Genomic DNA, 26,281 nt, shown 5'->3' on the forward strand with positions numbered 1-26,281 from the left:
GGTCGGCTACATGAGCGAGGACGCGCCCGTGGGTGCTGCGATCACCACCGTCGCGGGGGACCGCCCACGGCCGACGCTCGTCCCCGCCGCGCGCTACACGTCGCCGGCGTTCGCCGCGCTCGAGCTCGAGCGCATGTGGCCGCGCGTCTGGCACGTCGCGTGCACACCCGATCACGTCGCCCACCCGGGTGACTTCTTCGAGCACCGCCTCGGCCCGTACTCCGTGCTCGTCGTGCGGGGCGACGACGGCGAGCTGCGCGCCTTCCAGAACGTCTGCCGCCACCGAGGGAACGTCCTGTGCACCGGGTCCGGCTCCGGGCTGGGCGAGCTGCGCTGCGGCTACCACCGCTGGGCGTGGGACCTGCAGGGGCGGCTGCGCGAGGTCCCGTCGCGCAAGGGGTTCGGCGTGCTGCGCAACGACGACTACCCGCTGTTCCCCGTGCGGGTCGACACGTGGGGCCCCCTCGTGTTCGTCAACCTCGATCCGGACGCGATCCCGCTGCGCGAGTACCTCGAAGCCGTCCCGGACGACGCCGCGTGGGCCGGGCTCGACGAGTTCCGTTGCGCGGCCGTCGTCACGATCCCGCTCGCCGCGAACTGGAAGGTCGTCGTCGACGGGTTCAGCGAGACGTACCACATCCAGGGTCTGCACCGCGAGATGCTCGGGTCGATCGACGACATCGACGCGCCGCAGCAGGTGTGGGGTCACACGAGCAAGTCCGAGCAGATCTACGGCGTGCCCAGCCCACGCTTTCGCGGCGGGCTCCCGGACCAGGAGGTGTGGGACTCGTTCGTCGCGACGCAGGGCGCGCGCATGGGTGTCACCGAGCCGTGCCCGGTGCCGCCGCTCGCGCCGGGCCAGACGGTCCAGGACCTCATCGCGCAGCGCATCCGTGAGACGCAGGCGGCCAACGGCGTCGACCTGTCGCACCTCGACACCGACCGGATGCTGCGGATGCACCAGTACAACCTGTTCCCGAACACGACGGTGCTCGTCACGCCCGACCTGCTGTCGGTGCTGTCCGCGCGTCCGGGCGCGACGCCCGATGAAGCGCAGTTCGTCGCGTACCACTACACGCGGGCGGCGTCCGCGGACGCGCCGCGCACGAAGCCCGTCGACGTGACGTTGCCGGCGGAACAGGCGGACCTGGGGCTGGTGTTGAACGCGGACACGTCCGTCGCGGAAGGTGTGCAGCGCGGCCTCCACCAACCGGGCATGACGCACCTCACGCTGTCGGGCGAGGAGTGCCGCGTCCTCAACACGCACCGCAACCTCGAGCGCTACCTCGGCATCGGCCCGTCCGACCCTCAGGAGTGAGAGATGCCCGCACCCGAACCTACCGACCTCGGACCGCTCGCCGCGCTCGCGGGCACGTGGGAGGGCGACGAGGGCGTCGATGTCGCCTTCGCCAACACGACGGGTGAGGTCGCCGAGACGCGCTACCGCGAGCGCGCCGTGTTCAACCCGTTCGGGCCCGTGCTCAACGGCAAGCAGTCGCTGTTCGGGCTCGACTACCGGACCGCGGCATGGCGTCTCGGCGAGGACGACCCGTTCCACACCGAGGTCGGGTACTGGCTGTGGGACGGCGACGCCCGGCAGGTGATGCGTTGCTTCATGGTCCCGCGCGGCTGCACCGTGCTCGCGGGCGGTCCGGCCCACGTGGACTCGACGACGTGGACAATGCAGGCCGAGGTCGGCTCGGAGACGTACGGCATCCTGTCGAACCAGTACCTCGCGACGGCGGCGCGCACGACCCTGTACCAGGTGACGATCGAGGTACGCGACGCGGACACGTTCGCGTACGAGGAGCGGACGGTCGTCGAGATCTCGCGTCTCCCGGCGCCGCTCGACCACACCGATCGCAACGTCATGCACCGCGTCGACGGCTGACGCTCGGACGCCACGCAGCTACGTGGGCTTGCGCGCGACGAACACGTGCCAGCCGCCCGGCGGGGTCGTGGGCGCGGGGTCGTCGACGTAGCGGTCGCGCACGGCGACGTCGAAGCCGGCGTCGCGCAGGAGCGCGGCCAGCGGGTCGGGTTCGTAGAGCCGCAGCACGTGGTGCTCGTCGGTCCGGCGATACGTGCCGCCGTCGGCCCTCGTAAAGATGGTGATGCGCCGGTCGAGCGTCGTCCCGTCCTCGCTCTCCTCCGCGTGCATCCCGAGGCACCAGGTGTCGTGCCGGTGGAACACGGCCCGCCGCCGGTCGGGACCATGGCGACCGGGTGTCGCGACGTCGAACAGGAACACGCCGCCCGGCTCGAGCGCGTCGTAGACGCGTGCTGCGAGCGAGCGGACCGCCTCGCGCCCGGCCCGCTCGTCGGTCGCGTAGTTGAGCGCCTCGCCGATCGCCGTGACCGCGACGCAGCGGGGGAGCGGCGCGTCGAGCAGCGATCCGACCCGGAACGTCGCGCGCGGCGCCGTCGCGCGCGCGAGCTCGACCATCGCGGGAGAGATGTCGACGCCGGTGACGTCGTACCCCGCGTCGCACATCGCGGCCGCGAGGATCCCGGAGCCGCACCCCAGGTCCACGACGGTCCCGCGGGTCAGGCCGGCCGCGTGGAGCAGCCCGACGAGCGCGCCGGCCGCCTCGCGCGCGAGCGACCCGAACGCGTCGTGGTGAATCCGCGCCTGGTCCGGCCCGTAGAACATCCGCCCCCTCCTTCTGTGAAGCGCGGCGGCCACATCGTTGCCGTTTCGCTTCACGGAACGAAGGTGGGAAACTTGACTGAGTCCTACAAGTACTCGTACGCTCCGACGGTGATGGACGACCTCGACACCGTGCAGCGCGCGCTCGAGACCCTGTTCCGGCTGAACGCGAGCCGCAAGGTCCACGCCCGCCAGGCCGCCGCCGCCGGGGTCGTGGTGTCGCAACCGGGTGTCACGCTCCTGCGGCGGATCGACGACGCCGGCCCGTCGTCGCTCGGCGAGCTCGCCCGGCTCACCCACATGGACCCGGCCGCGGCCGGCCGGCAGGTCCGCCAGCTGGAGGAGGAGGGGCTCGTCCGCCGGTCCCCGAGCGCGGCGGACGGGCGCGTCACCGTCGTCGAGCTCACGCCGCGGGGGCGCGCCGTCTCGCGGCGCATCACCCGCGTGCGCGACCAGCACATGGCCGACGTGCTCACCCAGTGGTCGTCGCGCGACCGTGCAGAGCTGGCGCGTCTGCTGGCGCGCTTCGTCGACGACCTGCGCGCCGAGCGCTACCGCGACGTCGTCGACGAACGAGCGGGATGACCCGAGGGAGAGCACCCATGCCCATGCCCACCGACGTCGGCGTCGTCGACCTCATGATCGGCTTCCCGAGCGCGAACGCGCGCGCCCACTACGACTTCATGCAGTCGCAGCTGAAGGACGCCGGGAGCAAGGACATGGAGTTCCCCGCGGAGTACATGTTCAAGGACGTGCCGAACCGCCTCGACGAGGGCAAGGACCCGGTGGACGTCACGCTCGAGCAGATGGACCGCTTCGGGATCGCGATCGGGCTCGTGGGCCTCGGGAGCAAGCAGGCCGCGCGCGCGCTCAAGGACCACCCGGACCGCTTCAAGGCGAGCGTCGAGATCGACCCGAACGACATCACCGGCGCCGTCCGCAGGATCCGCGCCGCGTACGACGAGCACGGCATCAAGGCGGTGACGACGTTTCCCGCGGGCTGCAGCCCGCAGGTGCCCGTCAGCGACCGTCGCTACTACCCGATCTACCAGACGTGCATCGACCTCGACGTGCCGATCGTGGCCAACGCCGGGATCGCCGGACCGCGCCTGCCGTCGGCGTGCCAGGACGTCATGCACTTCGACCGGGTCTGCTACGACTTCCCCGAGCTGCGCATCGTGATGCGCCACGGCGCCGAGCCGTGGGAGGCGCTCGCGGTGAAGCTCATGCTCAAGTGGCCCGGGCTGTCGTACATGACGAGCGCGTTCGCGCCCAAGTACTACCCGAAGGCGATCGTCGACTACGCGAACACCCGCGGCGCCGACAAGATCATGTACGCGGGCTACTACCCGATGGGTCTCAGCCTCGAGCGCATCTTCGCCGAGCTCCCCGACGTGCCGTTCCGCGACCACGTGTGGCCGAAGTTCCTGCGCGAGAACGCCATGCGCGTCTTCAAGCTGGAGAGCTCGGAGTGATGGCGGCGCGCAAGATCGACTACGCGGGCAGCGTCCACGACGAGCGCGAGATCGACGCCGTCGTCGACGTGCTGCGCTCGGGTGCGACCGGCCTGCGGATCGGCAAGCGGACACGCGAGTTCGAGCGCCGCGTCGCGGAGCTGTTCGGCAAGGCACGCGGCGTGATGTGCAACTCCGGGTCGTCCGCGCTGTACCTCGCGGTGGAGCTGCTCGGGTTGCAGCCGGGCGACGAGGTGATCACGTCGGCGGTGACGTTCTCGACCGACGTCGCCCCGATCGTCCGGGCCGGGCTCGTGCCGGTGTTCGTCGACGTCGAGCCCGACACGTACAACGTCGAGGTCGCCGCGATCGAGGCGATGATCTCGCCCGCGACGAAGGCGATCCTCGTGCCGAACCTCATCGGGAACGTGCCCGACTGGGACGAGATCCGCGCGATCGCGGACCGTCATCATCTGAAGGTCGTCGAGGACTCGTGCGACGCGCTCGGGGCGCGCCTGCGCGGCACTCCGACCGGGACGCGCTCGGACATCTCGGTCACGAGCTTCGCCTTGAGCCACATCATCACCGCGGCAGGGATGGGCGGGATGGTGTGCCTCGACGATCCCGATCTCGTCGACCGGTGCCTGCTGCTCCGGCGGTGGGGACGCCGATCCGAGGTGCAGCTGTTCGGGTCGCGCAAGGGTGTCGAGCAGCGTTTCTTCAGCCGCATCGACGACGGTCTCGAGTACGACAACCTCTTCATCTTCGACGAGCTCGGTTGGAATTTCGAGCCCAGCGAGCTGAGCGCCGCGTTCGGTCTCGTCCAGCTCGACAAGCTCCCCGCCAACCTCGCCGCGCGGCAGCGGAACTTCGCGCGGTTGTCCGAGCACTTCGCGACGCGTCCGGACGTGTTCGTGCTGCCGCGGACGACCGCGGAGGTCGACACCGCCTGGCACATGTTCCCGCTGCTGATCCGTCCCGAGTCCGGTGTCAGCCGGGCCGCGTTCCAGCAGCACATGGAGTCGCACGGCGTCGACACCCGCATGGTGTGGACCGGCAACGCGCTGCGTCAGCCCGCGTTCAAGGGCGTCGCGCACCGCGCGCCCGCGGGCGGATTGCCGAACGCGGATCGGGTGATGGAGCAGGGCGTGATCCTGCCCTCGAACCACGCGCTCACCGACGACGACGTCGACTACATCTGGCACACCGCGGAGGCGTTTCTCCCGTGAGCGAGCGTCTGACCCTGATCTCCGCCGACTGCCACGCCGGCGGCAACCACGAGATGTACCGCTCGTACCTCGAGGAGCGGTACCTCGACGACTTCGACCGCTGGCGCGGCGCTTACAGCAACCCGTTCAAGGACCTGCAGGCGGGCCGGCGCACGCAGAACTGGGACGACGAACGGCGGATCGCGGAGCAGGAGGCCGACGGCGTCGTCGCGGAGGTGACGTTCCCCAACACGATCCCGCCGTTCTTCCCGACGGGCGCGGTCATCGCGCGCCCGCCGATGCCCGAGGAGTACGAGCTGCGCCTTGCCGGCATCCGCGCGCACAACCGCTGGCTCGCCGACTGGTGCGCGCGCTTCCCGCAGCGGCGCGCCGGGATCGGGCAGATCTTCCTCAACGACGTCGATGACGCGATCGCCGACGTGCGCTGGTGCCACGCGCACGGTCTGCGGGGCGGGGTCCTGCTGCAGCCCGTCCCCGACGACATGAAGCACATCAAGCCGCTGTACGCGCCCGACTACGACCCGCTGTGGCGCGTGTGCGAGGAGCTCGGCGTGGTCGTCAACACGCACTCGGGCGGCGCGGGGATGCCCGACTACGGGCCGTACCCTGCAGCGGGACTGCTGTGGATCGCGGAGACGACGTTCTTCTCGCGCCGGCCGCTCACGCAGATGCTCCTGAGCGGCGTGTTCGAGCGGTTCCCGGGCTTGAAGTTCGTGCTGACCGAGCAGGGCGCGTCGTGGATCCCGCCGGTGCTCGCGCAGCTCGACGGCTTCCATGCGCAGATGCGCAGGACGGGCCGGATCGGCGAGCTCAAGTACGACCCCGACGACGTCCCACCGATGAGGCCGAGCGAGTACTTCGCGCGCAACTGCTGGGTCGGCGTGAGCTTCCCGAGCCCGGTCGAGGCGGACGTGCGGCACGCGATCGGCGTCGACCGGTTCCTGTGGGGCAGCGACTACCCGCACGACGAGAGCACGTACCCGAACACGCGCGAGGGCCTGCGGCGCGCGTTCGCGGGCACGCCCGCCGACGAGCTGCGCCGCGTCCTCGGCGCGAACGCGGCGGACGTCTACGGGTTCGACCTCGACGCGCTCGCGCCCGTCGCGCAGCGCGTCGGCCCGACCGTCGAGGAGCTCATGGAACCGTACGAGGGGATCCCCGAAGGCAACCGCTCCCCGGCCTTCACGCGCGCGTGAGCACTCCCACCTCACGCCGCGTTGGTACACAAGTCGCGCCTATGACCGCGACTTGTGTACCAACCGAGGGAGGGGGGCGGTGAGCCGGCGGCGGTTCGCGGGGCGGCGGGCGCTCGTCACGGGCGCGAGCCGGGGGATCGGGGCGGCCATCGCGCGCCGGCTCGCGGCCGAGGGGGCGAATGTGGCGATCACCGCGCGCACGCTCGATGCGCACCCGACGCTGCCCGGCTCGCTGCAGGAGACGGCGAAGCACCTCGAGCGCCACGGCGGGAAGGTCGCCGTGATCGTCGCCGACATGGCCGACGCGCAGGAACGCGCCCGCATCGTCCCCGAAGCCGTCGACGCGCTCGGTGGGCCGATCGACGTGCTCGTCAACAATGCCGCAGCCGCGATCTACCAGCCGCTGCGTGACTACCCGCTGCGCCGGCGGCTGCTGACGTTCGAGGTGAACGTGCACGGGCCGCTCGACCTCGCGCAGGCCGTCATCCCGTCGATGGTGGAGCGGGGCGAGGGCTGGATCGTGAACCTGTCGAGCGGCTCCGCCCGGCTGTTCCGGATGCCGCCCGAGGACGACGGCGTGCTGTCCACGACGATCACGATCTACGGCGCGTCGAAGGCCGCGCTCAACCGTCTGACGAACGGGCTCGCCGCCGAGTTGTACGGGACGGGCGTGCGCGTGAACACGATCGAGCCGCGCGCAGCGGTCCTCAGCGAGGGTGCGGACAAGCTGGTCGGCGACAAGCTGCGACCCGACCAGATCGAGTCCATGGAAGAGATGGTCGAGGCGACGGTCGCCCTCTGCGACTGCCCGCCCGACCACACCGGACGCATCGACGTGAGCCTCGCCCTCATCGACGAGCTCGGCCTGACCGTGATGGACCTGGACGGCGAAGCGCCCGCCGCGCTCGGCGGAGGAGGCGCGCGAGAGTGATCCTCGTATGACGACGCACACGACCGCGATCGACATCTACGACCCCGACGCCTACGTCGACGGCCCGCCCCACGAGCTGTTCACCGAGCTGCGCCGCACGCAGCCGGTGTTCTGGCAGGACATGCCGGGCGAGCCGGGCTACTGGGCGGTGCTGAAGCACGCCGACATCGTGCACGTCGCGCGCGAGGCGAACCTGTTCAGCGCGAGCGAGGGTGGCGTCGTGCTGGAGAACCTCGACGCGGAACGTCTCGCGATGATGCGCGACATGCTGCTGGCCATGGACCCGCCGCGGCACACGACGTACCGACGCCCGGTCGCGCCGAGCTTCAAGCGCAAGGTGATCGCCGGCCTCGAGGCGCGCATCCGCGAGATCTGCCGCGAGATCATGCGCGACGCGCGCGAGAAGCGCGACGTCGAGTTCGTGCACGAGGTGACCGCGTTCCTGCCATCGCGCGTCATCGGGGAGCTGATGGGCATCCCGAAGGAGGACTGGGGTCTGATCAACACGCTCGCGGAGCGCAACACGAGCGCGCAGGACCCCGACCTCGCCGGCGAGAACGGCGACACCGGCAACGGCTCGATCGAGATGGCGATGTACGCGATCGCGTTCGCCGGTCGCCGCCGCACGGAGCCGCCGCACGAGGACCTCACGACGCTGATCCTCGACGCCGACTTCGGTGGCCGGCAGATGACGGACATCGACTTCGGCAGCTTCTTCGTGCAGCTCGTCACCGCGGGCAACGACACGACCAAGACGATGCTGTCGTCCGGGCTCCTCGCGCTCCTCCAGCACCCGGACCAGCTCGCGGAGTTGCGCGCCGATGCATCGCTGATCCCCGGGGCGGTCGAGGAGATCCTCCGGTGGGCGAACCCGCTGCACTACTTCCGCCGCACGGCGACGGCCGACGCGCAACTGCGCGACGTCACGATCAAAGCCGGTGACAAGGTCGCGATGTACTACACGTCCGCGAACCGCGACGAGGACGTGTTCGGCGACGACGCGCAGCGCTTCGACATCCATCGCAACCCGAACCCGCACCTGTCGTTCGGCATCGCCGAGCACTTCTGCCTCGGCGTCCACCTCGCGCGCCTCGAGGGCAAGGTGTTCTTCGAGGAGCTGCTCGCGACGTTCCCGTCGATCGAGCTCACCGGCACACCGCGACGCACGCGGTCGAACCTCAACAACGCGCTCAAGTCGCTGCCCGTCCGCCTCGTGGCGTGACGGCCTGACCGCGCAACCGGACGGCGCGCCGTGCAGCTCTCGATGACGTTGCCGACGATGCTCCCGCACGGGCGCACCGAGGTGCTCGCGTGGTGCCGCGCCGTGGACGGCGGGCCGTGGGCGAGCCTCGCGGTCCCCGAGCGGATCACGTTCACGAGCCACGACGTCACCGTGCAGCTCGCCGCCGCGGCCGCGCTCACGGAGCGCGTGCGGCTGTGGACGACGATCGTGATCCTGCCCGCGCACGACGCCGTCACCGTCGCGAAGCAGATGGCGTCGGCGGACGTGCTGAGCGACGGCCGGCTGACGGTCGGGGTCGGCGTCGGCGGACGCGAGCACGACTACCGCGCGATCTCGGCGTCGATGGAGCGGCGCTGGGCGCGCATGGACCAGCAGATCGCGACGATGCGGCGGATCTGGGCGCAGGAGCCGCCGTTCGACGGTGCCGACCCGGTGGGACCGCCACCCGTCCAGCCGGGCGGTCCGCCGTTGATCGCCGGTGTGATGGGCCCGAAGGCGATCGCGCGCGCGGCGCGGTGGGCGAGCGGCGTCGACGGCGCGTTCACGCTCGACGGCGACCGCGACGTGATCGCGGCGGCGTTCGACGGCGTGCGCGCCGCGTGGCGCGACGCGCAGCGCGACCAGCCTCCTCACCTGTCGACGAGCATCTGGTACGCGCTCGGTCCCGGCGCGCAGGAGCGGCTCCGCGGCTACGCGTACGGGTACATGAAGGTGTTCGGTGAGCCGGTGGGGAGGTGGGCGGCCGACAACGTGACGTGTCACACGCCCGAGGCGCTCCGCCGCGTGGTCGAGAGCGTCACCGACGCCGGTGCCGACGAACTGTTCCTCGTGCCGACGACCGCCGATCCCGACGAGCTCGCGCGCACGCGCGACGCGCTCGGCATCTGACCGGGTCGACGCCGTGACGCAGCCGGGCGCGCTCGACGGCCTGCGCGTGCTCGACCTGTCGAACCTGCTCGCCGCGCCGGTCGTCTCCGCGATCCTGGCCGACTTCGGTGCCGACGTCGTGAAGGTCGAGCCGCCGGGCGGCGATCCGCTTCGCCGCATGGGTGCGCAGCGGGACGGACGCGCGCTGACGTGGGCGTTCGCCAACCGCAACAAGCGCGGCGTCACGCTCGACCTCGGCTGCGAGGACGGGCAGCGTGTCCTCCGCCGGCTCGTCCCGCACTTCGACGTCGTCGTCGAGAACCTCACGGCCGACCTCCGCGCGCGGTGGCACTGCACCGACGACGAGCTGCGCGCGCTCCATCCGTCGCTCGTCGTCGTGAGCGTCACCTGCTACGGCACCGACGGCCCGTACGCGTCGCGCCCGGGTGCGGGCACCCTGGCCGAGGCCTTCGCCGGGCTCACCGACCTGACGGGTGAGGCCGACGGCCCGCCGATGCTCTCGTCGGTGCCGATCGGCGACATGCTCACCGGGATCGTCGGCGCGCTCGGCACCGTCGTCGCGGCGTTCCACCAGCGCGCGACGGGCGAGGGCCAGCACGTCGACGTCTCGATGTACGAGCCGGTGCTGGCGCTGCTCGGCAGCACCGTCGCGGGATGGGTTCCCGAGGAGCAGCCGCCTCGCCGCACGGGCAGCCGCGTCCCGAACGGCGTGCCGCGCAACGTGTACCGCACCGCCGACGGCGCGTGGATCGCGGTGTCGGGAACGACCGACGCGCAGGTCGCGCGCCTGCTGCCGCTGCTCGGGCTCGACGACGACGCGTCACGCGCCCGCTTCGGCACGGCCGCCGCGCGCCTCGCGGTCGCGGACGAGCTCGACGCGCTCGTGGCGGCGTGGGTGGGGTCGCGGGCGCGCCACGACGCCCTCGCCGAGCTCGGCGACGCTCGTGTCGGCGCCGCGCCCGTCAACGACCTGCGCGCGGTGCGCGACGACCCGCACGTGCGTGCGCGCGGCGACCTCGTCACGCTCCAGGGGGGCGCGCCGACGCTCGTCGCGCCGGTGCCCCGCCTGTCGCGCACGCCCGGCGACATCCGCGACGCGGGGCCCGCCCGCGGCGAGCACAACGAGGACGTGTACGGCACCCTGCTCGGGCTCGACGCACGCGACCTCGCGCGGCTCCGCGACGCCGGCGTCGTGTGACAGCATCGGCCACGTGGGACGGTACGGGGAGCACGTCATCGACGCCGACGGGCACGGCGGCGAGCCGCTCGACTGGCGCCGGCGGATCCCCGACCGCTTCCGCGACCGGATGGTGCGCTACGTGCGCGCCTGCAAGGAGCAGTACACGTCGGGCGGGAGGTCCGTGCCGGGCGGCGGGATGCAGGTCAACGAGGCCAACCCGCGCGACACGCGTTGGTCCGACGACGACTGGGAGCTGACGCCCGCGGCCGCGATGCGGGCCGGGATGTACGACCCCGTCGCGCGACTCGACGACATGGATCTCGAGGGCATCGACGTCGCGGTGCTGTACCCGCCGGGCGCAGGAGAGGAGTTCGCGCTCCACGACCCCGAGTTCTCCGTCGCGCTGTGCCGGACGCTGAACGACGCGCGCGCCGAGTACGCCGCGCACGCGCCCGACCGTCTCAAGCTCGTCGCCAAGCTCCCGATGATCGACCCGGACGCCGCCGCCGCGGAGCTCGAACGCTGCGTCCGCGAGCACGGCATGGTCGGGATGGTGACGGCGCAGCACGTCCTCGACCGCAACCTCGACCACCCCGCGTTCGACGTCGTCTGGCGGACCGCGCAGGATCTCGGTGTCGCGGTGTGCGTGCACGGGGGCGGGCAGGCGCCCGGCCAGGTGCCGTGGGTGATCGAACGACTGGACACCACGCTCACCGTGCATGCGTTCACGCATCCGTTCGGCGCGATGCTCGCGGTCTCGTGCTTCACCGTGGGCGGCGTGCTCGCGCGCTTCCCGCGGCTGCGAGTGGGCTTCATGGAAGCCGGCGTCGGATGGGTGCCGTTCTGGCTCGAACGGCTCGACGAGCACTGGGAGCACGTACCCGACCAGGCGCCGCTGATCGACCGTCCGCCGTCCGAGTACTTCCGCGCCGGCAACTGCTTCGTGACCGCGGAGCCCGACGAGCGGATGATCACGTACGTACGCGAGACCGTCGGTGACGTCGTCTGCTACGCGTCGGACTATTGCCACTGGGACTGCGCGTTCCCCCACACCGTTTGCATCGTGCACGGGCGCGCCGACCTCGACGCCGCCACGCGCGCGTCGGTGCTCGGCGCGTGCGCGGCCCGTCTCTACGCGCTCCCGTATCCCGCGCCCGTTGCGTGAAGGAGGGTCGCCGCGACATGCCCGAGCTGAAGATCACCACCATCGACGACGTGCCGTGGCAGGAGGTGAAGGCGCAGCAGCACGGTGACCGGCGCGTGTCGATCCACGAGAAGTACCTGGAGTGGACGCCCGACCTGATGGTCCTCTACGCGCGCTACGACCCGGGCATGCTCGTCGAACGGCACGGCCATCGCAGCGACCACATCGTGTACGTGATCGAGGGCGAGATCACGGTCGGTGACGTCGTGTGCGGTCCGGGGACGAACATCGTGTTGGATCAGGGTGCGGTGTTCGGCCCGATCGAGGCCGGTCCGCAAGGCGCATTGCTGCTCGAGGTGATGATGGGTGACCCGCGCGCGGTGCCCGCGGATCCCGAAGGCTTCGAGCGACTGCTCGCCGAGCGTGGCGTCGTCGCGTTGCCGAACCCGCCCTTCGAGGCACCCGCGTGGTTCGGTGCGCGCACGGACTCCGACGTCGGCGCGTGAACGACACGCGACGCGTCGCCGAGGGGCGTGCTTGCCTTCGCGCGCGCTCTTCACCAGAATGACGCATCCTCGTCACCTCGTAGCCGCGCACGACATCCGGGGGGAGCGGTCGTGAAGAAGGCCCTGTGGTGCGTTCCGCTCGTCACGCTCGCGCTCGTTGCCACGGGCTGCAGCCGGTCGAGCAGCAAGTCGAGCAAGAGCAACGGCTCGAACACGTCCGCGACGTCGGGGTCGAGCGGCGGCGCGGCGGCCGGTGACTTCGGCGACGTGAAGGGCGTGTGCGGGTCGGGCAACGCCAAGGGCGCGACCGAGCAGGGCGTGACGGACACGTCCATCCGTGTCGGCACGATGGCCGATCCGGGCGCGCAGGTGCAGCCCGGTCTCGACCAGGAGCTGTTCGACACCGCGGACGCGTTCGTCGGGTGGTGCAACGCGGCAGGTGGGATCCACGGGCGCAAGCTGCAGCTCGACAAGTGGGACTCGAAGCTGACGGAGGTCGCGGCGCGCATGATCCAGGCGTGCCAGAGCGACTTCATGCTCGTCGGCAACGGCGAGGCGTTCGACTCCTCGGGCGTCGACCAGCGCGTGAAGTGCAAGCTCGCCGAGATCCCCGCGTACGCCGTGTCGAAGCAGGCGGGCACCGCGCCGATGTCGCTGCAGCCGATCCCCACGTCGATCTACCAGAGCACGCTCGGCGGCGCGATGAAGGCGATCAAGCAGGCCGACCCCGAGGCGACCAAGCACTGGGGTCTGCTGAGCAGCCAGCTGCAGTCGGTCAAGGACGCCGGCGACCGCGACCGGGCCGCGGCCAAGGTCGTCGGCTTCAACGAGGTGTACTACGACGAGGCACCGATCCTCGTCGACAACTACCGGCCGTACGCGCAGAACCTGCAGAGCAAGGGCGTGCAGATCTTCGAGTACGTCAACGCGCCCGACAACCTCGCCGCGCTGTACCGGTCGCTGAAGGACCTCGGCTACACGCCGAAGTACGGCTTGTTCGCCGGCAACATGTACGACCAGAAGCTCATCCAGAACGGCGGTGCCGCTCTGACGGGCAACGTGCTCGTCACGACCGGGATCGTGCCGTTCGAGCTCGCCAGCTCGCATCCCGCGACGAAGCAGTACGTCGACATCCTCGCCCAGTACGCCAACGGCGCGAAGCCCAAGGCACTCGGGATCAACTCGTGGTCGGCGTGGCTGCTGTGGGCGAAGAGCGTCAAGGCATGCGGCAACGACGTCACGCGTGACTGTGTGATGAAGAAGGCAGCTGCCGTCACCGACTGGACCGCAGGCGGCCTGCACGCGCCGTCGACGCCCGGGAACGGGACGAGCCCCGCGAACCAGTGCTTCGTGCTCATCCGGGCCACCCCGTCGGGCTTCCAGGTCGACGAGCAGCTGACGAAGCCCAACAACGGCATCTTCAACTGCAGCCCCGGGAACGCCTTCGACCTCCCCGGCTTCGCGAAGAGCTGACCGCGGCCGAGATGCGGCACTGACGTACGGATTCCGTACGTCAGTGCCGCATCTCGCGTCATCTGACGAGCGCGTCGTGCATCGACCATGATGCGTGGATGCGGTTCGCGTACGCCGAGTCGATGACCGACCCGTCCTTCTACGTCCCGCTCGCGCAGGCCGCCGAGGACGCGGGGTACGACACGTTCGTCGTCCCCGACAGCATCTGCTACCCGGCCGAGGCGGACTCGCGGTACCCGTACAACGCGGACGGCACGCGCGAGTTCCTCGACGACAAGCCGTTCCTCGAGCCGTTCGCGATGATCCCCGCGCTCGGTGCGGTGACGACGACGCTGCGCTTCGCGACGTTCGTCGTCAAGCTGCCCATCCGGCATCCGGTGCTCGTCGCGAAGCAGGCGACGACCGTGGCCGTGATGACCGGCAACCGGTTCGACTTCGGCGTCGGCACGAGCCCGTGGGCGGAGGACTACGCGGTGTGCGACGTGCCGTGGGAGGGCCGCGGCAAGCGCATGGACGAGTCGATGGAGATCATCCGCGGGCTCGCCGCGGGCGGGTTCTTCGAGTACCACGGCGACGTGTACGACATCCCCCGCATCAAGCTCTGTCCGACGCCGACCGAACCCCTCCCGCTGCTCGTCGGCGGTCACGGCGACGCGGCGCTGAAGCGCGCGGCTCGTCTCGGCGACGGGTGGATGTTCGCCGGCGGCGCGACCGACGACCTCGCGCGCATGCTCGAACGCCTCGACGCGCTCCGCGACGAGTACGGCCGAGCCGACGTCCCGTTCTCGGTGTACGCGGGGTCGATCGACGGGTTCTCGGTCGACGGCATCCGACGGCTCGAGGAGCTCGGTGTCACCGACGTCATCGTCGGCTTCCGCGACCCGTACGTCGCGGGGCCCGACACGCAGACGCTCCAGGAGAAGCTCGACGCGCTGCGCTGGTACGCGGACGAGATCATCACGAAGACTCAGTAGGAGGCAGACCCGGTGGCCCATCCCCTCGACGAGTACCCGATCCACCAGGCACCCGTCTCGATGCGGTACTTCGACACGAGCGACCGCAACGTCTACGACCGCTGCATCATGCACTGCTTCCGCCGCGACGGCGAGGTGGAGCTCATCACCGGTCTCGGCGTGTACCCGCACCTCGGGGTGATGGACGCGTACGCGACGGTGCGCCGCGGTCGCCGGCAGTGGGCGGTGCGCACGTCGGACGCGCTCCGCGACGACCGGATGGAGCAGCGCGTCGGTCCGATCCGGTTCGAGGTCGTCGAACCGCTCCAGCGCATCCGGACGGTCTGCGACGGCGACGCGCACGGTCTCGCGTTCGACCTCACGTGGGACGCCGCGTTCCCCGCGATCGACGAGCCGCGTCACGTCCAACGCTCCGGCAACAAGATCATCCTCGACGGGTGCCGGTTCGCGCAGCTCGGCGCCTGGAGCGGCGTCGTGCTCGTCGACGGCGAGGAGCTCACCGTCGACGACCGCGAGTGGACGGGCACACGCGACCGCTCGTGGGGCATCCGTCCCGTCGGCGAGGCGGAGCCGCCCGGCCGACCGGTCGACGAGGGCGGCGGGTTCTGGTGGATCTGGGCGCCGCTGCGCTTCGACGACTTCGCGGTGATGGTCCTCGCGCAGGAGCGCGCCGACGGGTACCGCACGATGAGCGACGCGGTGCGCATCTGGCCCGCCGACAGCGGCCGCCCGCCCGAGCAGCTCGGCTGGCCCGAGCTCGAGATCGGCTACCGCTCCGGCACCCGCTACCCGGAACGGGCGACGATCCATCTCACGCAACGGGGTGGCAAGCCGCTGACGCTCGACGTCGAGACGCGGGGCTCGATCGCGCTCAACATCGGTGCCGGGTACGGCGGTGACCCCGACTGGTCGCACGGCCGGTGGATGGGCGAGGGCTGGGTCGACGCGCAGGTGTACGACCTCGACGCGCCCGACGTCGCGGCACGCGCGCCGTTCGGTGTCGTCGACCATGTCGCGCGAGCGACGTTCGACGGTGCGGAGGGCTACGGGATCTTCGAGCACGCGTCGATCGGACGCCACGACCCGTCGGGCTTCGCCGACCTGTCGTCGGTGGCGCCGTGACTGCGTAGACAGGACAGCGCGCCACGTCGCGCACCCCGGCGAACGCGTTCATTGCGGCGGCCGAGGTTTCGTCCGTCACCCCGGTGAACAGACGTAGGCATCGCAACGTGCCGGGGAGGATCGGGATGGAACGCAACGACACGAATCCGTCGTCGTCGCCTACGGGCACCGCGACGCAGCGCACGCAGGACGTCGCGCAGCACGCCGGTGACCGGGCAACGGACGTCGCGCAGAGCGCCAAGGAGCGCGCGGGAGACGTCGCCGACGAGGTCCGCACGCAGACCGCGAACGTCGCACAGCAGGCCAAGGACCAGCTCCACCAGCAGGCCCGGTCGCAGACCGGCGAGGCTGCCTCGGCGCTGCGTCGCATCAGCGACCAGGCGCGCGCCCTCTCGGAGGGCCGCGTCGACGACGCGGGCCAGGTGCGCGACTACGCGCGCCAGGCCGCCGGCAAGGTGTCCGACTTCGCCGACCGGTTGCAGTCGCGCGGCTTCGACGGGATCGTGAACGACGTCGAGTCGTTCGCACGCCGCCGTCCGGGCGCGTTCCTCGTGTGCGCCGCGGGCGCTGGGTTCCTCGTCGGGCGGTTGCTGCGTGGCGCCACGAGCGGCGACGGCTCGACGCAGTCGCAGCAGCTGCAGCAGGCGTCGCGAACCGGCGCGTCGTACGGCGGGTACGGCCACGAGTACCCGACGCCGTACCCCGAGCCGTCGGTCGGGACCTCAACCGGTGCGACCGGTTACCTCGCGTCGCCTGACGACATCGACGTGCGTGAGCGCGACGTGACCCTTCCGGGTCGCGGCACCCGCGGCACGTACTGACGGGCACGGACACGGGAGGGGACGAGATGGCGGCGAACCCGGACGAGGCGTCGCTCGGAGAGCTGTTCTCCGAGATGACGTCGGACCTCGGTCTCCTGGTGCGCAAGGAGATCGAGCTCGCGAAGACGGAGACCAAGGAGGAGCTCACGCGCGCCGGCCGGGGCGCGGCCATGTTCGGCGCGGCCGCGGTCGCCGGGATGCTCGCGCTGCTGCTCGTGTCGTTCGCGGCGGCATGGGGGCTGGCGGTCGTCATCCCGACCGGTTGGGCGTTCCTCGTGATCGGGGTGATCTACGGCGTGGTCGCGGCGGTCGTCGCGTTGCGCGGTCGGGACCAGATGAAGCGGGTCGGTGCGCCGGAGCAGACGATCCAGACGTTGAAGGAGGACGTCCAGTGGGCGAGAGCACGGACGAGCTGAGGCGCGACATCGAGAACGTGCGCGGCGACCTGACGGTCACGGTCGACGCCATCGGTGACCGGCTCAGCCCGAAGCAGATGGTGCGCAGGCGCACGTCGCGCCTGCGGCACGGGATGGTCAGGATCAGGGAGACGGTCATGGGCAGCGCGTCCGACGGTGCGACCGGCACGAGTGCACGGATGCAGAGCGGCATGTCGAGCGCGGGCGATCGTGTCTCCGACATGGCGTGGAGCGCGAGCGATCGTGTGTCCGACATGGCGTCGAGCGCGGGCGACCGGATGTCGAGCGCGGCATCGACGCTCGCCGAGCAGACGCGTGAGGCGCCGCAGGAGGTGCGGCGCGCGACGCAGGGCAATCCGATCGCGGCCGGGATCATCGCGTTCGGCACCGGTCTCCTGATCGCGTCACTGTTCCCGGCGACCGAGCCCGAGCGTCAGGCGGCGAGCGCGGTGCAGGACCGGCTCGAGCCGCTCGAGGAGCGCGCGACGGAGACGGGCCGCGAGCTCGCCGGCAACCTCAAGGAGTCGGCACAGGGCGCCGTGCAGGAGGTCAAGGGCACGGCCACGGACGCGGCGCGCGACGTCGCGGCGCAGACGAAGGACGCGGCGAGCGACGTGCGCGACGACGCGAAGGGCGCGGCCCAGGACGTCAAGGGAACGGTGCGATGAACATCGACAAGGACACGATCGTCAACTTCCTCAAGGAACAGGGACAGCACGACAAGGCGCAGCAGGCGCAGCAGCAGCTGCCGGACCAGGTCGACCACGAGCAGCAGTCGAACCTGCTGCAGCAGTACGGGATCGACCCCCAGAAGCTGCTCGGGAAGGTGAAGGGCCTGCTGTAACGGGGCGAGTTCGCGGCCGGGGCCGCGGCGACGGCTGTCACAACGGTGTGGTCACCAGCCGCCGCCGCCGCCCCCGCCGCCACCGCCACCCGCGGAGCCCCCGAACCCGCTGCCACCCGAGCTCCCGGGTGTGGACGTCAGGGTTCCCGACGAGGCGACGCTGAAGCCGTCGACCGCGTGCGCGAACCCGGCGACCTCGAACGGGTGGTCGGAGACGTACCACGACGGTGCGGGCACCTGACCGTCGAGGCCCGCGAACGCGCGGGCCCACCTCTCGGTCACGCCGAACATCACCGCGTACGGCAGGTACTCCGAGAAGAGGTTGGCGCGCTCGGCGAACCGGGCGCGCTCCTTCTCGGACTCGACCATGAACCGGCGGAACCCCATCGCGCGCACGAGGATGCCGGTGCCCTTCGCGGTGCGACTCGGCATCCAGCGCGCGCAGAGGAGGAGCACGAGCGCGGCCACGACGAGCGGCACGCCGAGCAACCCGAGGTGCGTGTACTTGGCGAGCAGGAACGTGACGCCGCCCGTCACGACGAGCGCGACGACACCGACCGCGCGCCAGAACCCGCGCACACGGTCGGGGCGACGCACGAACCATCCCTCTGCCACGACGTCGTCGTACAGCGCGTCCTGGACCTCGTGCATCCTCGACGCGAACTTGTTGCGCAGCTCGGACAGCTGGACCGACGTCTTCTCGCGGAACAACCCGCCCAGCACCGTCGTCTCGTACGGGAGGAGCCCGTCCGCGTCGTGACCGGTGCGCCTGAGCGTCCAGTCCTGCTTGCCGAACAGCCCGTGCTTCGGGATCTCGGTGATGGTCAGGTAGCCGCGAGCCGCGAGGTCGACGATCGTCGCGGTCACGTCGAGCGGGTTCGCCTCCTCGTCGACGAGTGTGCCGAGCTGCCCGGGGCGGAGGCGGTCGGGTGGCTCGTACTGCACGGGGGTCTCGGTGTGCTCGAAGACGGGCCGCGCCTCGTCGGGCGCGCCCGCGTCCGGGAACGCCATGTCGATCGCGGATCCGACCGCACGCCGGTCGCGACCGCGGCGCCAGACGAGCGCGACGACACCGGCCACGCCCGCGAGGAACAGCAGCACTGCGACGGGCACGGTGACGAGCGTCGCCGCGAACGCGCGGGTGAACGACCACCGCTCCTGCAGGATCGGCTTGGGCGCGGGCGCGCCGACGGACGTGAGCGGCTGCATCCCGACCACGATTGTCAGCCCCGATCCGGGTGCGAGGCGCGCGTTCGTGAACGTCGCGCTCGACGCGCCGGCGACGCCGGTCGCGCCGTCGCACGCGAGCGTCGACCCGCGCGGGCCCACGTAGCACGCGACGCGCGTCAGCGGCGTGGGCGTGTTGACGCGTAGCGACGTCGCCTCGATCGGGACGAGCCATTGGTCACCGGTGACGTTCCAGTAGAGCTCGTTGTGGTCGGGGAAGCCGTTCAGCACGCCGCGCAGCCGGTACCGGATGACGTAGCGGTGGCGGCCGGTGATCTCGCGGTTCGGATCGCCGATGCGGATCCGCTTCACGCCGCCGGGCTCGTCGAGCACCTTGGAGCCCGCCGGCGTGCCCGGCGAGGCGGACACCGCGAGCACGTCCAGCGGGTAGACGCGGTCGTTGCGGCTGTCCTTGCGCTGCTTGACCACGAGGTCGCGCTCGATGCCGTGGTGCGCGGTGGACGCGAAGTCGTAGTCGATGGTCTCCGTGACCGTGACGGACGAGTCGCGTGCGACGTCGTACACGGCGTCGAACCGCACGACACGCTCCATCCCGGTGTCGATGTCCGCACCGGGTCGCGGCGCCCTTGCCGCGCCGGCGGGGGCGGCGAGGGCCACGAGTGCGAGGGCGGCGACCGCGACGAACGGGCCGGCGCGGCGCATCAACCCGTCACGACGACCGGCAGACGGCGCGGGCCTTCCTCGAAGAACGTCGGCACGTTCTCGAACTCGTAGCCGTCGGCGAGGCGTACCGTGCCGGGCCGGAAGTGGTCGAGGAACGCGCGGATGCCGACGCGCGCGACGGTGCGGGCGAGTGACGCGCCCGGGCAGACGTGCGGCCCGTATCCGAACGTCAGGTGCTGGTCCGCGTTGGGCCGGTCGACGCGGAACTCGTCGGGTGCCTCGAACATCCGCTCGTCGCGGTTCGCGCACGCGGTCCCGGCGATGATGCGCTCGCCCTCGTGCACCTCCACGCCCGCGACGGTCGTGTCGTGCGTGCAGCCGCGCGGGACGAACAGGACCGGAGGCGCGATGCGGAGGCTCTCCTCGACCGCGCGCGCGAGCGCGTCGTCGTCGGCGCGCACGGCCGCCTCGAGGCCGGGGACGGTGAAGATCTCGTAGAGCAGGTTCCCGAGCAGCTGGCTCGTCGTCGTGAGCCCGCCGGTGATGAGGTTGCGGACGAGCGCACGGACCTGTCGACGCGGGAGACGCGAGCCCTCGACCTCGAGCGTGACGAGGCGCGCCAGCACGTCGTCACGCTCCTCGCCGCGCGCGAGCTGGGCCTCGGCTTCGTCGATCTTGCCGTCGATATAGCCGGCGAACTCGGGGAACGCGGCGGCGAAGCCGACGCCGCGCTCGGTCGCGTTCGTCCGCGGGAACGGGCTCTCCATGAGCTCCTTCGCCCACGCCGCGAGCGCGTCGGCGTCCGCGGATGGGAGACCGAGCAGGTGCACCGTCACGCGGTTCGGCAGCAGCACCGTGAACCCCGCGACGAGGTCGGCGTCGCCCGTGCCGAGCGCGTCGAGGAGCGCGTGCGCGGTGTCGCGGATGAACGGCTCCGCGGCGTGGACGAGCCGCGGCGACATCGCGGTGACCATCACCCGCCGCACGGGCGTGTGCAACGGCGGGTCGAGCTCCCCGAGCAGACGGTCCGGGAGCGGGATCTCGACACCCGGCGCCTTGAAGCCCGACGCGTTCGAGAACGCGTCGGTCGCGCGCAGCATCGCCCGGCACTCCTCGTGACGGGTCACGTAGTGCATCCCGCCCGCGATCTCGACGACCGGTGCCTCGGCGCGCAGCTCCGCGAGCAGCGCCCACGCGTCGTGGGCCTGGCCCGGGTCGAAGGGGTCGAAGGTCGTCGCCGGTTCCGTCATGTGCCGCGGATCGTAGGTGCTCACCGGCTCTCGATCGCGGGCCACACCGTGCGCGAGATTCTCCGGATGCCCGAGACGGAACGTGACCAGGACGAGCGCGAGCAGGACGAGCGTCCCTGGGGTGGCTACCTCGTGCTGGAGGACGAGCCGACCCACAAGGTGAAGCGGATCACCGTGCGGCCCGGGAAGCGCCTGAGCTACCAGCGCCACGCCCGCCGCGCCGAGCACTGGTTCGTCGTGGGCGGCAGGGCGACGGTCACGCTCGACGGCGACGAGCGTCGGCTCGGTCCCGGCGACGCGATCGACATCCCGCGCGGCGCCGCGCACCGCATCGCCAACCGCGGCCACGAGCCCCTCGTCTTCGTCGAGGTCCAGGTGGGCGACTACTTCGGCGAGGACGACATCGAGCGCCTCGACGACGACTACGGGAGGACCTGACCGACGCGGTGGTTGCCTCGGGGGCCGTCGGAGTGTAAAAACAACTCCGATACATCTTAGAACTGAGGGAGGCGGCGATGCGACGGTTCTCGTTCCGTCCGGCACTCACGCTGACGGGCCGGAAGTTCAAGGGGCTGCGGGGCTTCGCGGGCAAGCCGTTCCACCCGCCGCTCACCGACGTTCCCGTCGGCGCCTACGTCCTCGCGGCGGCGTTCGACGTCATCTCGCTCGCGGGCCGTCATCAGCACTGGGCCCGTGACTTCTACCGGGCGGCGAGCTTCACGATCATCGCCGGCGCCGGCGTGTCGCTGCTCGCCGCGCTCACCGGGTTCTGGGACTGGCTGCGCTCCACCGAGCCCGGGACGCAGGCGCGTCGGACCGCGAACGCGCACATGCTGACGATGGTGACCGTGACGGTGATCGTCCTCGTCGACGTCGTCGTGCGGATCGCCGTGTACTGGGACCGGCCGCACACGCCGCCGCTCATCGTGGCGTTGAGCGTCGCCGCGGCGTTGCTGACGTTCGTCGGCGGGACGCTCGGCGGGTCCCTGGCCTACGACTACGGGTTCAACGTGGAGACGGCGGGCGACAGCCCGGTGTGGCACCGCTCGGAGGTCGACGTCCTGCCCGGACAGAAGCCGACCGCGCCCACCGACGACGGGCCGGGTGCGCCGACCGTCGGGCATATTTGAACGTGCAACCACGTTGACGACGGCATGCCTGCAGTCACCGTCGACGACATCCTGACCGTCCCCGCGATCGCGCCGCCCGGGCCGGGCTCGCACGCCCGCCCCGTGCTCGCGGTGACGACCGCACCGACCGGCACGGAGGGTCTGGGCTTCCCCGTGCGGCGCGCGTTCGCCGGCGTCGACGCCCGGTACCTCGACCCGTTCGTCCACATGGACCAGATGGGAGAGGTCGAGTACGCGCCGGGCGAGCCCAAGGGCACGCCGTGGCATCCGCACCGGGGGTTCGAGACCGTCACCTACATGATCGACGGGACGTTCGAGCACCACGACTCGACCGGTGGCGGGGGTCTCATCACCGACGGTGCCACGCAGTGGATGACCGCGGGGTCGGGGATCCTGCACATCGAGACGCCACCCGAGGAGCTCGTCGCGACGGGTGGCGTGTTCCACGGCGTCCAGCTGTGGGTCAACCTGCCGAAGGCGGAGAAGCTCGTGCCGCCCGCGTACCAGGGCATCGAGCCCGATCACGTCACGCTGCTGCGCTCGCCCGACGGCGGCGCGCTCATCCGCGTCATCGCGGGCGACGTCGACGGTCACCGCGGTCCCGGCTCGACGCACACGCCGATCGCGCTCGCGCACGTCACGCTCGCGCCGGGCGCGCGCGTCACGATCCCGTGGCCGCGCGACTTCAACGGGCTGGCGTACGTGCTGTCGGGGCGCGGGTCGGTCGGCGACGAGCACGCGCCCGTCGAGACGGGCCGCCTCGCCGTGTTCGGTGACGGCGACACGCTGGAGCTCGCGGCGGACGAGGCGCAGGACGCGCACGCGCCGAACCTCGACGTGCTCGTGCTCGGTGGTCGGCCGATCCGCGAGCCGGTCGTCTGGTACGGACCGTTCGTGATGAACACGAAGGCCGAGATCGTCCAGGCGCTCGAGGACTTCGAGTCCGGCCGGATGGGTCAGATCCCCGCGGGCGCGTGACGCTGACGCCGGCGTGAAGATGCGGCACTGACGTACGGAAGGCGTACGTCAGTGCCGCATCTCGCGCGGTCTTAGAACTGGACGACTTGCTGGAAGGTCGGGCGGTTGACGGACTGGATCGTGTCGGGGAGCAGGCCCGGCACGAACGTGATGCGCCGTGCCCGGGCGCGCCACGCGCTCGCGTCCGGGCCCTGCTGCGCGGCGAGCGTCGCCGCGGCCTGTGACACCGCGTTCCAGAGATCGGTCCGGCACGTCGTCAGGTCACCCTTGCCGCAGTAGACGCGGCTGTAGCGGCCGGTGACCGGCTCACCGAGGATCGTGCGCAGGTCCTTCTGCACGTAGCCGGGGATGCCGGTCGTCGGGATCTCGTCGAGGATCGAGCCGAGCACCGGGCGCAGCACCGCGTTCGTCAGGAGCGGCCACGCCGCGTCGAGCACCGCGGCGCCGGGCGCGTCGACCTTGCCGTCGGCGTTGCGGTCGAGACGGCTCGCGCCCTGCTGCACCCAGGTGTTCACCAGGTCGACGGCCTGTTGCGCGAGCGCGTTCGGCGCGTGACCCGTCGCCAGCACGCGCGCGATCACGGGCCAGACGAGCACCGCGCGGTCGTCCTGGGTCGCGGCCTTGTTCATGATCGCGACGAGGTCGGACGGCGTGTTGCGGTCCTTGAACCCGGTGAACAGCTGGACGTGCTGCACCGGGCCGTAGCCCCAGTTGTCGTCGGCCGCGCCCCACCCGGGCGCCTGCTTGTTGTTCCAGTTGACGAACACGCCGTTGTCGGGATCGCTCGCGTGCGGGTGATCGTCCGGGGACAGGAACCCGCGCCACTCCCACTGCCCGGTCCCGTAGGTCGGGAGACTCGGGTCGGTACCGGCCGCGCGCACCGGCAGCCGCCCCGACGAGAAGTACGAGACGTGGTCGCCGTCGACGTAGAACCAGTTGAACGTGTACTCGATCTTGCTGGCGCTGCGCTGGAAGCTCGTCGGCCCGTGCGGGACGTTCTCGTTCAGCTCGAGGAAGCCGAGCGCGCTCATCGCCTCGCGCCCGCGCGTCGAACGCTGCGTGGTGATCGCGTACGGCTTGCCGCCGATCGTCACCGTTCCGCTGACCGGCCCGTGCACGGTCTGGTGGAACACGACCTCCTGGTCGGGCGTCGTGCCGCTGCCGCGCAGCACGCCGGCGTCGAACGTCGTCATCGCGACGCACTTGCCGTCGAAGACGTAGTGGTCGCTCGCGCGCGTCGGCGCGGAGCCGTCCGGGTTGCAGAGCTGCTCGACGAACTGGTCGATGTTGTCGGACTCCGCCGACGTCGCGCTCCACGCGTACCTCTTGCCGCGGCCGAGCTCGACGTAGACCGACGTGCCCGGGAACGACGCGCCGCGCGCGTTGATCCCGCCGCCGTTGAGGTCCATCTCCATGAGGATCTCGGGGTAGTAGTAGCCGACCTGGGGACCCATGACCGCGGCGGGGTCGCCGCCGACGGTGCGGCGCGCCTTCGTGAGCAGCGCGTTCGACATGTGCTGCTTCGGCGTGAGCGCCGAGACGGCCTGGATCGAGCCCGGGTCGATCACCGCGGAGCCCGGCGTCGGCCCGGTGGGGACGGGCTCGTAGTCGAAGCGGCGCGTGATCGTCGTCGGTGCCTCGGGGTCCTGCGCCTCGCGCAGGTCGCGGAAGATCGCGGTGCCGGCGGTGTCGCCGAACTGCGCGCGCAGCCGGGCGAGGACGTCCGAGTTGGCGACCTCGTTGCCGCCGCCGCGTCCGAACACCGCGCCGATGAGCGACGTCGCCGCGATCACGTCGTTGCGTGTCCAGGGCGCGGCGGGGTTGTGCGTCTTCGCGTAGTAGGCGTTGATGCCCGCGACGTACGCGTCGACGTCGGCCTCGACCTGCCGGCCCTCGGGTCCGGCCTGCGCGAGCGCCTGTTGCTCCTGCGCCGCGAGGAACGCCTCGGTCGCGGGGGACGGGTCGAACTTGCGGAGGCTCTGCGCGAGCGCGAACGCGTCGAGGCCCGGCACGTCGAGCGCGGCGATGCGCGCGGGCCCGCGCAGCGTCTCGAGCAGCAGGCCGCGGTCCTCCGCGGTGACCCAGCCCGCGCCGAACTCGGTGTCGTAGCGGGTCTGGCCGAAGATGTGGGGGACGTCGTACGAGTCGCGCAGGATCTTCAGGCCGGCGAGGGGCGACGCCTCCGGTGTCCCGGACGTGTCGCCGAGCTTCTCGTCCTTGAAGTAGCGCTGGACGTCGTCCGGCGAGACCTGGTCGAACTTCGACGTCAGCCCGTCGTACAGCGGGATCTGGTCGGTGGAGTGCGCGTCGGGTGGCACCGCGCCGGACTCGCCGGGCACGAGGACGTTGCGCACGAGCGGCGGCCGGTCGTCCGCCGCGGCGGGGATCGCAGCCACCATCGTGACCACGAGGACGACGCCGAGCAGCGTCGCGAACCACCGTCGTGCCATGCCGATCCCCCCTGCGTGCGCGTCCCGGGCGCCGCGCATTCTGTCAGGACGCCGGCGGCGGGCGCCCGTCCGGCGCGACCGCGCGCGTCGCCCACGCGGTCGCGCACGCCAGCGCGAGCAGGAGCGCGTCGCCAATGACGGCCTCGACGTTCGCCCGTGTGCCGTCGCGCACCGCCGAATCGACGCACGTGCACGCGACCGGTACGCCGTGCGTCCACGTCACGACGGTCGTGAACAAAGCGACGCACGCAACGGCGGCACCGGCAACCGCGCCGACGAACGCGCTCCGTCGCGACGCGAGGAGGACGGCGGCGAGGAGGGCGACGACCGGTAGCGCGGTCGCGAGGACAGTCCCGAGCGTGCCGAGGTCCGCCGCGCGCCATGTGCGTGACCACCTGCCGTGGTGCGCGAGGCCGGTGGCGCCCGCCCAGACGAGCACCGCGCCGAGCAGCGCGCGCAGTGCCGTCGCGCCCGCCGGACGGGGGAGTGCAGACGTGGGCAGCTCGTCGGCGCGGCGCACCCGTCCAGTCTCCCGCGCTCGCACGCCGCAC

The 26,281-nt window shown here is 71.4% G+C and carries 27 protein-coding genes; 22 read left to right on the plus strand and 5 right to left on the minus strand.

Features of this window, described 5'->3' with window-relative positions; all coding sequences use genetic code 11:
* Nucleotides 1-10 precede the first annotated feature (10 nt).
* On the plus strand, nt 11-1,318 hold the full coding sequence (locus tag VFC33_03865) for an aromatic ring-hydroxylating dioxygenase subunit alpha (GenBank protein ID HZR12364.1): 1,308 nt from the start codon (nt 11-13) through the stop codon (nt 1,316-1,318).
* A gap of 3 nt (nt 1,319-1,321) precedes the next feature.
* The gene (locus tag VFC33_03870) at nt 1,322-1,891 is read left to right on the plus strand and encodes a heme-binding beta-barrel domain-containing protein (GenBank protein ID HZR12365.1); all 570 of its coding nucleotides are present in this window, start codon (nt 1,322-1,324) and stop codon (nt 1,889-1,891) included.
* Between the two features lie 18 nt (nt 1,892-1,909).
* On the opposite strand, the gene VFC33_03875 is transcribed toward VFC33_03870, so the two are convergent.
* Nucleotides 1,910-2,653 carry a class I SAM-dependent methyltransferase gene (locus VFC33_03875; GenBank protein HZR12366.1) on the minus strand — a complete coding sequence of 248 codons (744 nt, stop codon included), beginning with the start codon at nt 2,651-2,653 and terminating at the stop codon, nt 1,910-1,912.
* Nucleotides 2,654-2,725: 72 nt separating this feature from the next.
* Here VFC33_03875 and VFC33_03880 point away from each other — a divergent pair, with 72 nt between their 5' ends.
* The 17 genes from VFC33_03880 (at nt 2,726) to VFC33_03960 (ending at nt 18,071) form a co-directional block, all read left to right on the plus strand.
* Complete coding sequence (locus VFC33_03880; GenBank protein HZR12367.1) at nt 2,726-3,235, plus strand: MarR family transcriptional regulator; 510 nt, start codon at nt 2,726-2,728, stop codon at nt 3,233-3,235.
* Between the two features lie 17 nt (nt 3,236-3,252).
* Nucleotides 3,253-4,125 carry an amidohydrolase family protein gene (locus VFC33_03885; GenBank protein HZR12368.1) on the plus strand — a complete coding sequence of 291 codons (873 nt, stop codon included), beginning with the start codon at nt 3,253-3,255 and terminating at the stop codon, nt 4,123-4,125.
* Nucleotides 4,125-5,333: a DegT/DnrJ/EryC1/StrS family aminotransferase gene (locus VFC33_03890; protein ID HZR12369.1), complete on the plus strand. Its 1,209-nt coding sequence runs from the start codon at nt 4,125-4,127 to the stop codon at nt 5,331-5,333. The genes VFC33_03885 and VFC33_03890 overlap by 1 nt, the downstream gene beginning before the upstream one ends.
* Complete coding sequence (locus VFC33_03895) at nt 5,330-6,529, plus strand: amidohydrolase family protein (GenBank protein ID HZR12370.1); 1,200 nt, start codon at nt 5,330-5,332, stop codon at nt 6,527-6,529. Before VFC33_03890 ends, VFC33_03895 begins: the two co-directional genes overlap by 4 nt.
* Before the next feature lie 79 nt (nt 6,530-6,608).
* Nucleotides 6,609-7,460, plus strand: a complete 852-nt coding sequence (locus VFC33_03900; GenBank protein ID HZR12371.1) for an SDR family NAD(P)-dependent oxidoreductase — start codon at nt 6,609-6,611, stop codon at nt 7,458-7,460.
* 7 nt (nt 7,461-7,467) lie between these two features.
* Nucleotides 7,468-8,682, plus strand: a complete 1,215-nt coding sequence (locus tag VFC33_03905) for a cytochrome P450 (GenBank protein HZR12372.1) — start codon at nt 7,468-7,470, stop codon at nt 8,680-8,682.
* A 30-nt stretch (nt 8,683-8,712) separates the two neighbouring features.
* Nucleotides 8,713-9,591 (plus strand): LLM class flavin-dependent oxidoreductase, encoded by an 879-nt coding sequence (locus VFC33_03910; protein HZR12373.1) that lies wholly within the window; start codon nt 8,713-8,715, stop codon nt 9,589-9,591.
* 13 nt (nt 9,592-9,604) lie between these two features.
* Nucleotides 9,605-10,789, plus strand: a complete 1,185-nt coding sequence (locus VFC33_03915; GenBank protein ID HZR12374.1) for a CoA transferase — start codon at nt 9,605-9,607, stop codon at nt 10,787-10,789.
* A 13-nt stretch (nt 10,790-10,802) separates the two neighbouring features.
* Nucleotides 10,803-11,936, plus strand: a complete 1,134-nt coding sequence (locus VFC33_03920) for an amidohydrolase family protein (protein HZR12375.1) — start codon at nt 10,803-10,805, stop codon at nt 11,934-11,936.
* A gap of 17 nt (nt 11,937-11,953) precedes the next feature.
* Nucleotides 11,954-12,421 (plus strand): hypothetical protein, encoded by a 468-nt coding sequence (locus VFC33_03925; protein ID HZR12376.1) that lies wholly within the window; start codon nt 11,954-11,956, stop codon nt 12,419-12,421.
* Nucleotides 12,422-12,532: 111 nt separating this feature from the next.
* The gene (locus VFC33_03930) at nt 12,533-13,894 is read left to right on the plus strand and encodes an ABC transporter substrate-binding protein (protein ID HZR12377.1); all 1,362 of its coding nucleotides are present in this window, start codon (nt 12,533-12,535) and stop codon (nt 13,892-13,894) included.
* 98 nt (nt 13,895-13,992) lie between these two features.
* Nucleotides 13,993-14,868: a TIGR03619 family F420-dependent LLM class oxidoreductase gene (locus VFC33_03935; protein HZR12378.1), complete on the plus strand. Its 876-nt coding sequence runs from the start codon at nt 13,993-13,995 to the stop codon at nt 14,866-14,868.
* Between the two features lie 12 nt (nt 14,869-14,880).
* Nucleotides 14,881-15,990 carry a hypothetical protein gene (locus VFC33_03940; GenBank protein ID HZR12379.1) on the plus strand — a complete coding sequence of 370 codons (1,110 nt, stop codon included), beginning with the start codon at nt 14,881-14,883 and terminating at the stop codon, nt 15,988-15,990.
* A 125-nt stretch (nt 15,991-16,115) separates the two neighbouring features.
* Nucleotides 16,116-16,811 (plus strand): hypothetical protein, encoded by a 696-nt coding sequence (locus tag VFC33_03945; GenBank protein ID HZR12380.1) that lies wholly within the window; start codon nt 16,116-16,118, stop codon nt 16,809-16,811.
* Between the two features lie 26 nt (nt 16,812-16,837).
* Nucleotides 16,838-17,227: a phage holin family protein gene (locus tag VFC33_03950; GenBank protein ID HZR12381.1), complete on the plus strand. Its 390-nt coding sequence runs from the start codon at nt 16,838-16,840 to the stop codon at nt 17,225-17,227.
* Complete coding sequence (locus VFC33_03955; GenBank protein ID HZR12382.1) at nt 17,203-17,895, plus strand: DUF3618 domain-containing protein; 693 nt, start codon at nt 17,203-17,205, stop codon at nt 17,893-17,895. The genes VFC33_03950 and VFC33_03955 overlap by 25 nt, the downstream gene beginning before the upstream one ends.
* Nucleotides 17,892-18,071 (plus strand): hypothetical protein, encoded by a 180-nt coding sequence (locus VFC33_03960; protein ID HZR12383.1) that lies wholly within the window; start codon nt 17,892-17,894, stop codon nt 18,069-18,071. The genes VFC33_03955 and VFC33_03960 overlap by 4 nt, the downstream gene beginning before the upstream one ends.
* Before the next feature lie 51 nt (nt 18,072-18,122).
* Here the strand turns inward: VFC33_03960 and VFC33_03965 are convergent, their stop codons facing one another.
* Both VFC33_03965 and VFC33_03970 read right to left on the minus strand, forming a co-directional pair.
* On the minus strand, nt 18,123-19,961 hold the full coding sequence (locus VFC33_03965; protein ID HZR12384.1) for a DUF2207 domain-containing protein: 1,839 nt from the start codon (nt 19,959-19,961) through the stop codon (nt 18,123-18,125).
* Nucleotides 19,961-21,172 carry a cytochrome P450 gene (locus VFC33_03970; GenBank protein ID HZR12385.1) on the minus strand — a complete coding sequence of 404 codons (1,212 nt, stop codon included), beginning with the start codon at nt 21,170-21,172 and terminating at the stop codon, nt 19,961-19,963. Before VFC33_03970 ends, VFC33_03965 begins: the two co-directional genes overlap by 1 nt.
* A 48-nt stretch (nt 21,173-21,220) precedes the next feature.
* Here VFC33_03970 and VFC33_03975 point away from each other — a divergent pair, with 48 nt between their 5' ends.
* From VFC33_03975 to VFC33_03985, 3 genes are all read left to right on the plus strand, one after another.
* A complete protein-coding gene (locus VFC33_03975; GenBank protein ID HZR12386.1) occupies nt 21,221-21,610 on the plus strand; it encodes a phosphomannose isomerase type II C-terminal cupin domain in 390 nt (129 codons plus the stop codon).
* Nucleotides 21,611-21,687: 77 nt separating this feature from the next.
* Nucleotides 21,688-22,302: a DUF2231 domain-containing protein gene (locus VFC33_03980; GenBank protein HZR12387.1), complete on the plus strand. Its 615-nt coding sequence runs from the start codon at nt 21,688-21,690 to the stop codon at nt 22,300-22,302.
* A 24-nt stretch (nt 22,303-22,326) separates the two neighbouring features.
* Nucleotides 22,327-23,280 (plus strand): pirin family protein, encoded by a 954-nt coding sequence (locus VFC33_03985; protein HZR12388.1) that lies wholly within the window; start codon nt 22,327-22,329, stop codon nt 23,278-23,280.
* 71 nt (nt 23,281-23,351) lie between these two features.
* Here VFC33_03985 and VFC33_03990 read toward each other — a convergent pair whose 3' ends face one another.
* Together VFC33_03990 and VFC33_03995 are read right to left on the minus strand one after the other, a co-directional pair.
* Nucleotides 23,352-25,730, minus strand: coding sequence for a penicillin acylase family protein (locus VFC33_03990; protein ID HZR12389.1), 2,379 nt, complete (start codon nt 25,728-25,730; stop codon nt 23,352-23,354).
* A gap of 43 nt (nt 25,731-25,773) precedes the next feature.
* Entirely contained in the window at nt 25,774-26,250 is a 477-nt protein-coding gene (locus tag VFC33_03995) for a MauE/DoxX family redox-associated membrane protein (protein HZR12390.1), read from the minus strand.
* Nucleotides 26,251-26,281 lie beyond the last annotated feature (31 nt).

This window comes from Acidimicrobiia bacterium (assembly GCA_035651955.1).
Taxonomy (GTDB): domain Bacteria; phylum Actinomycetota; class Acidimicrobiia; order IMCC26256; family JAMXLJ01; genus JAMXLJ01.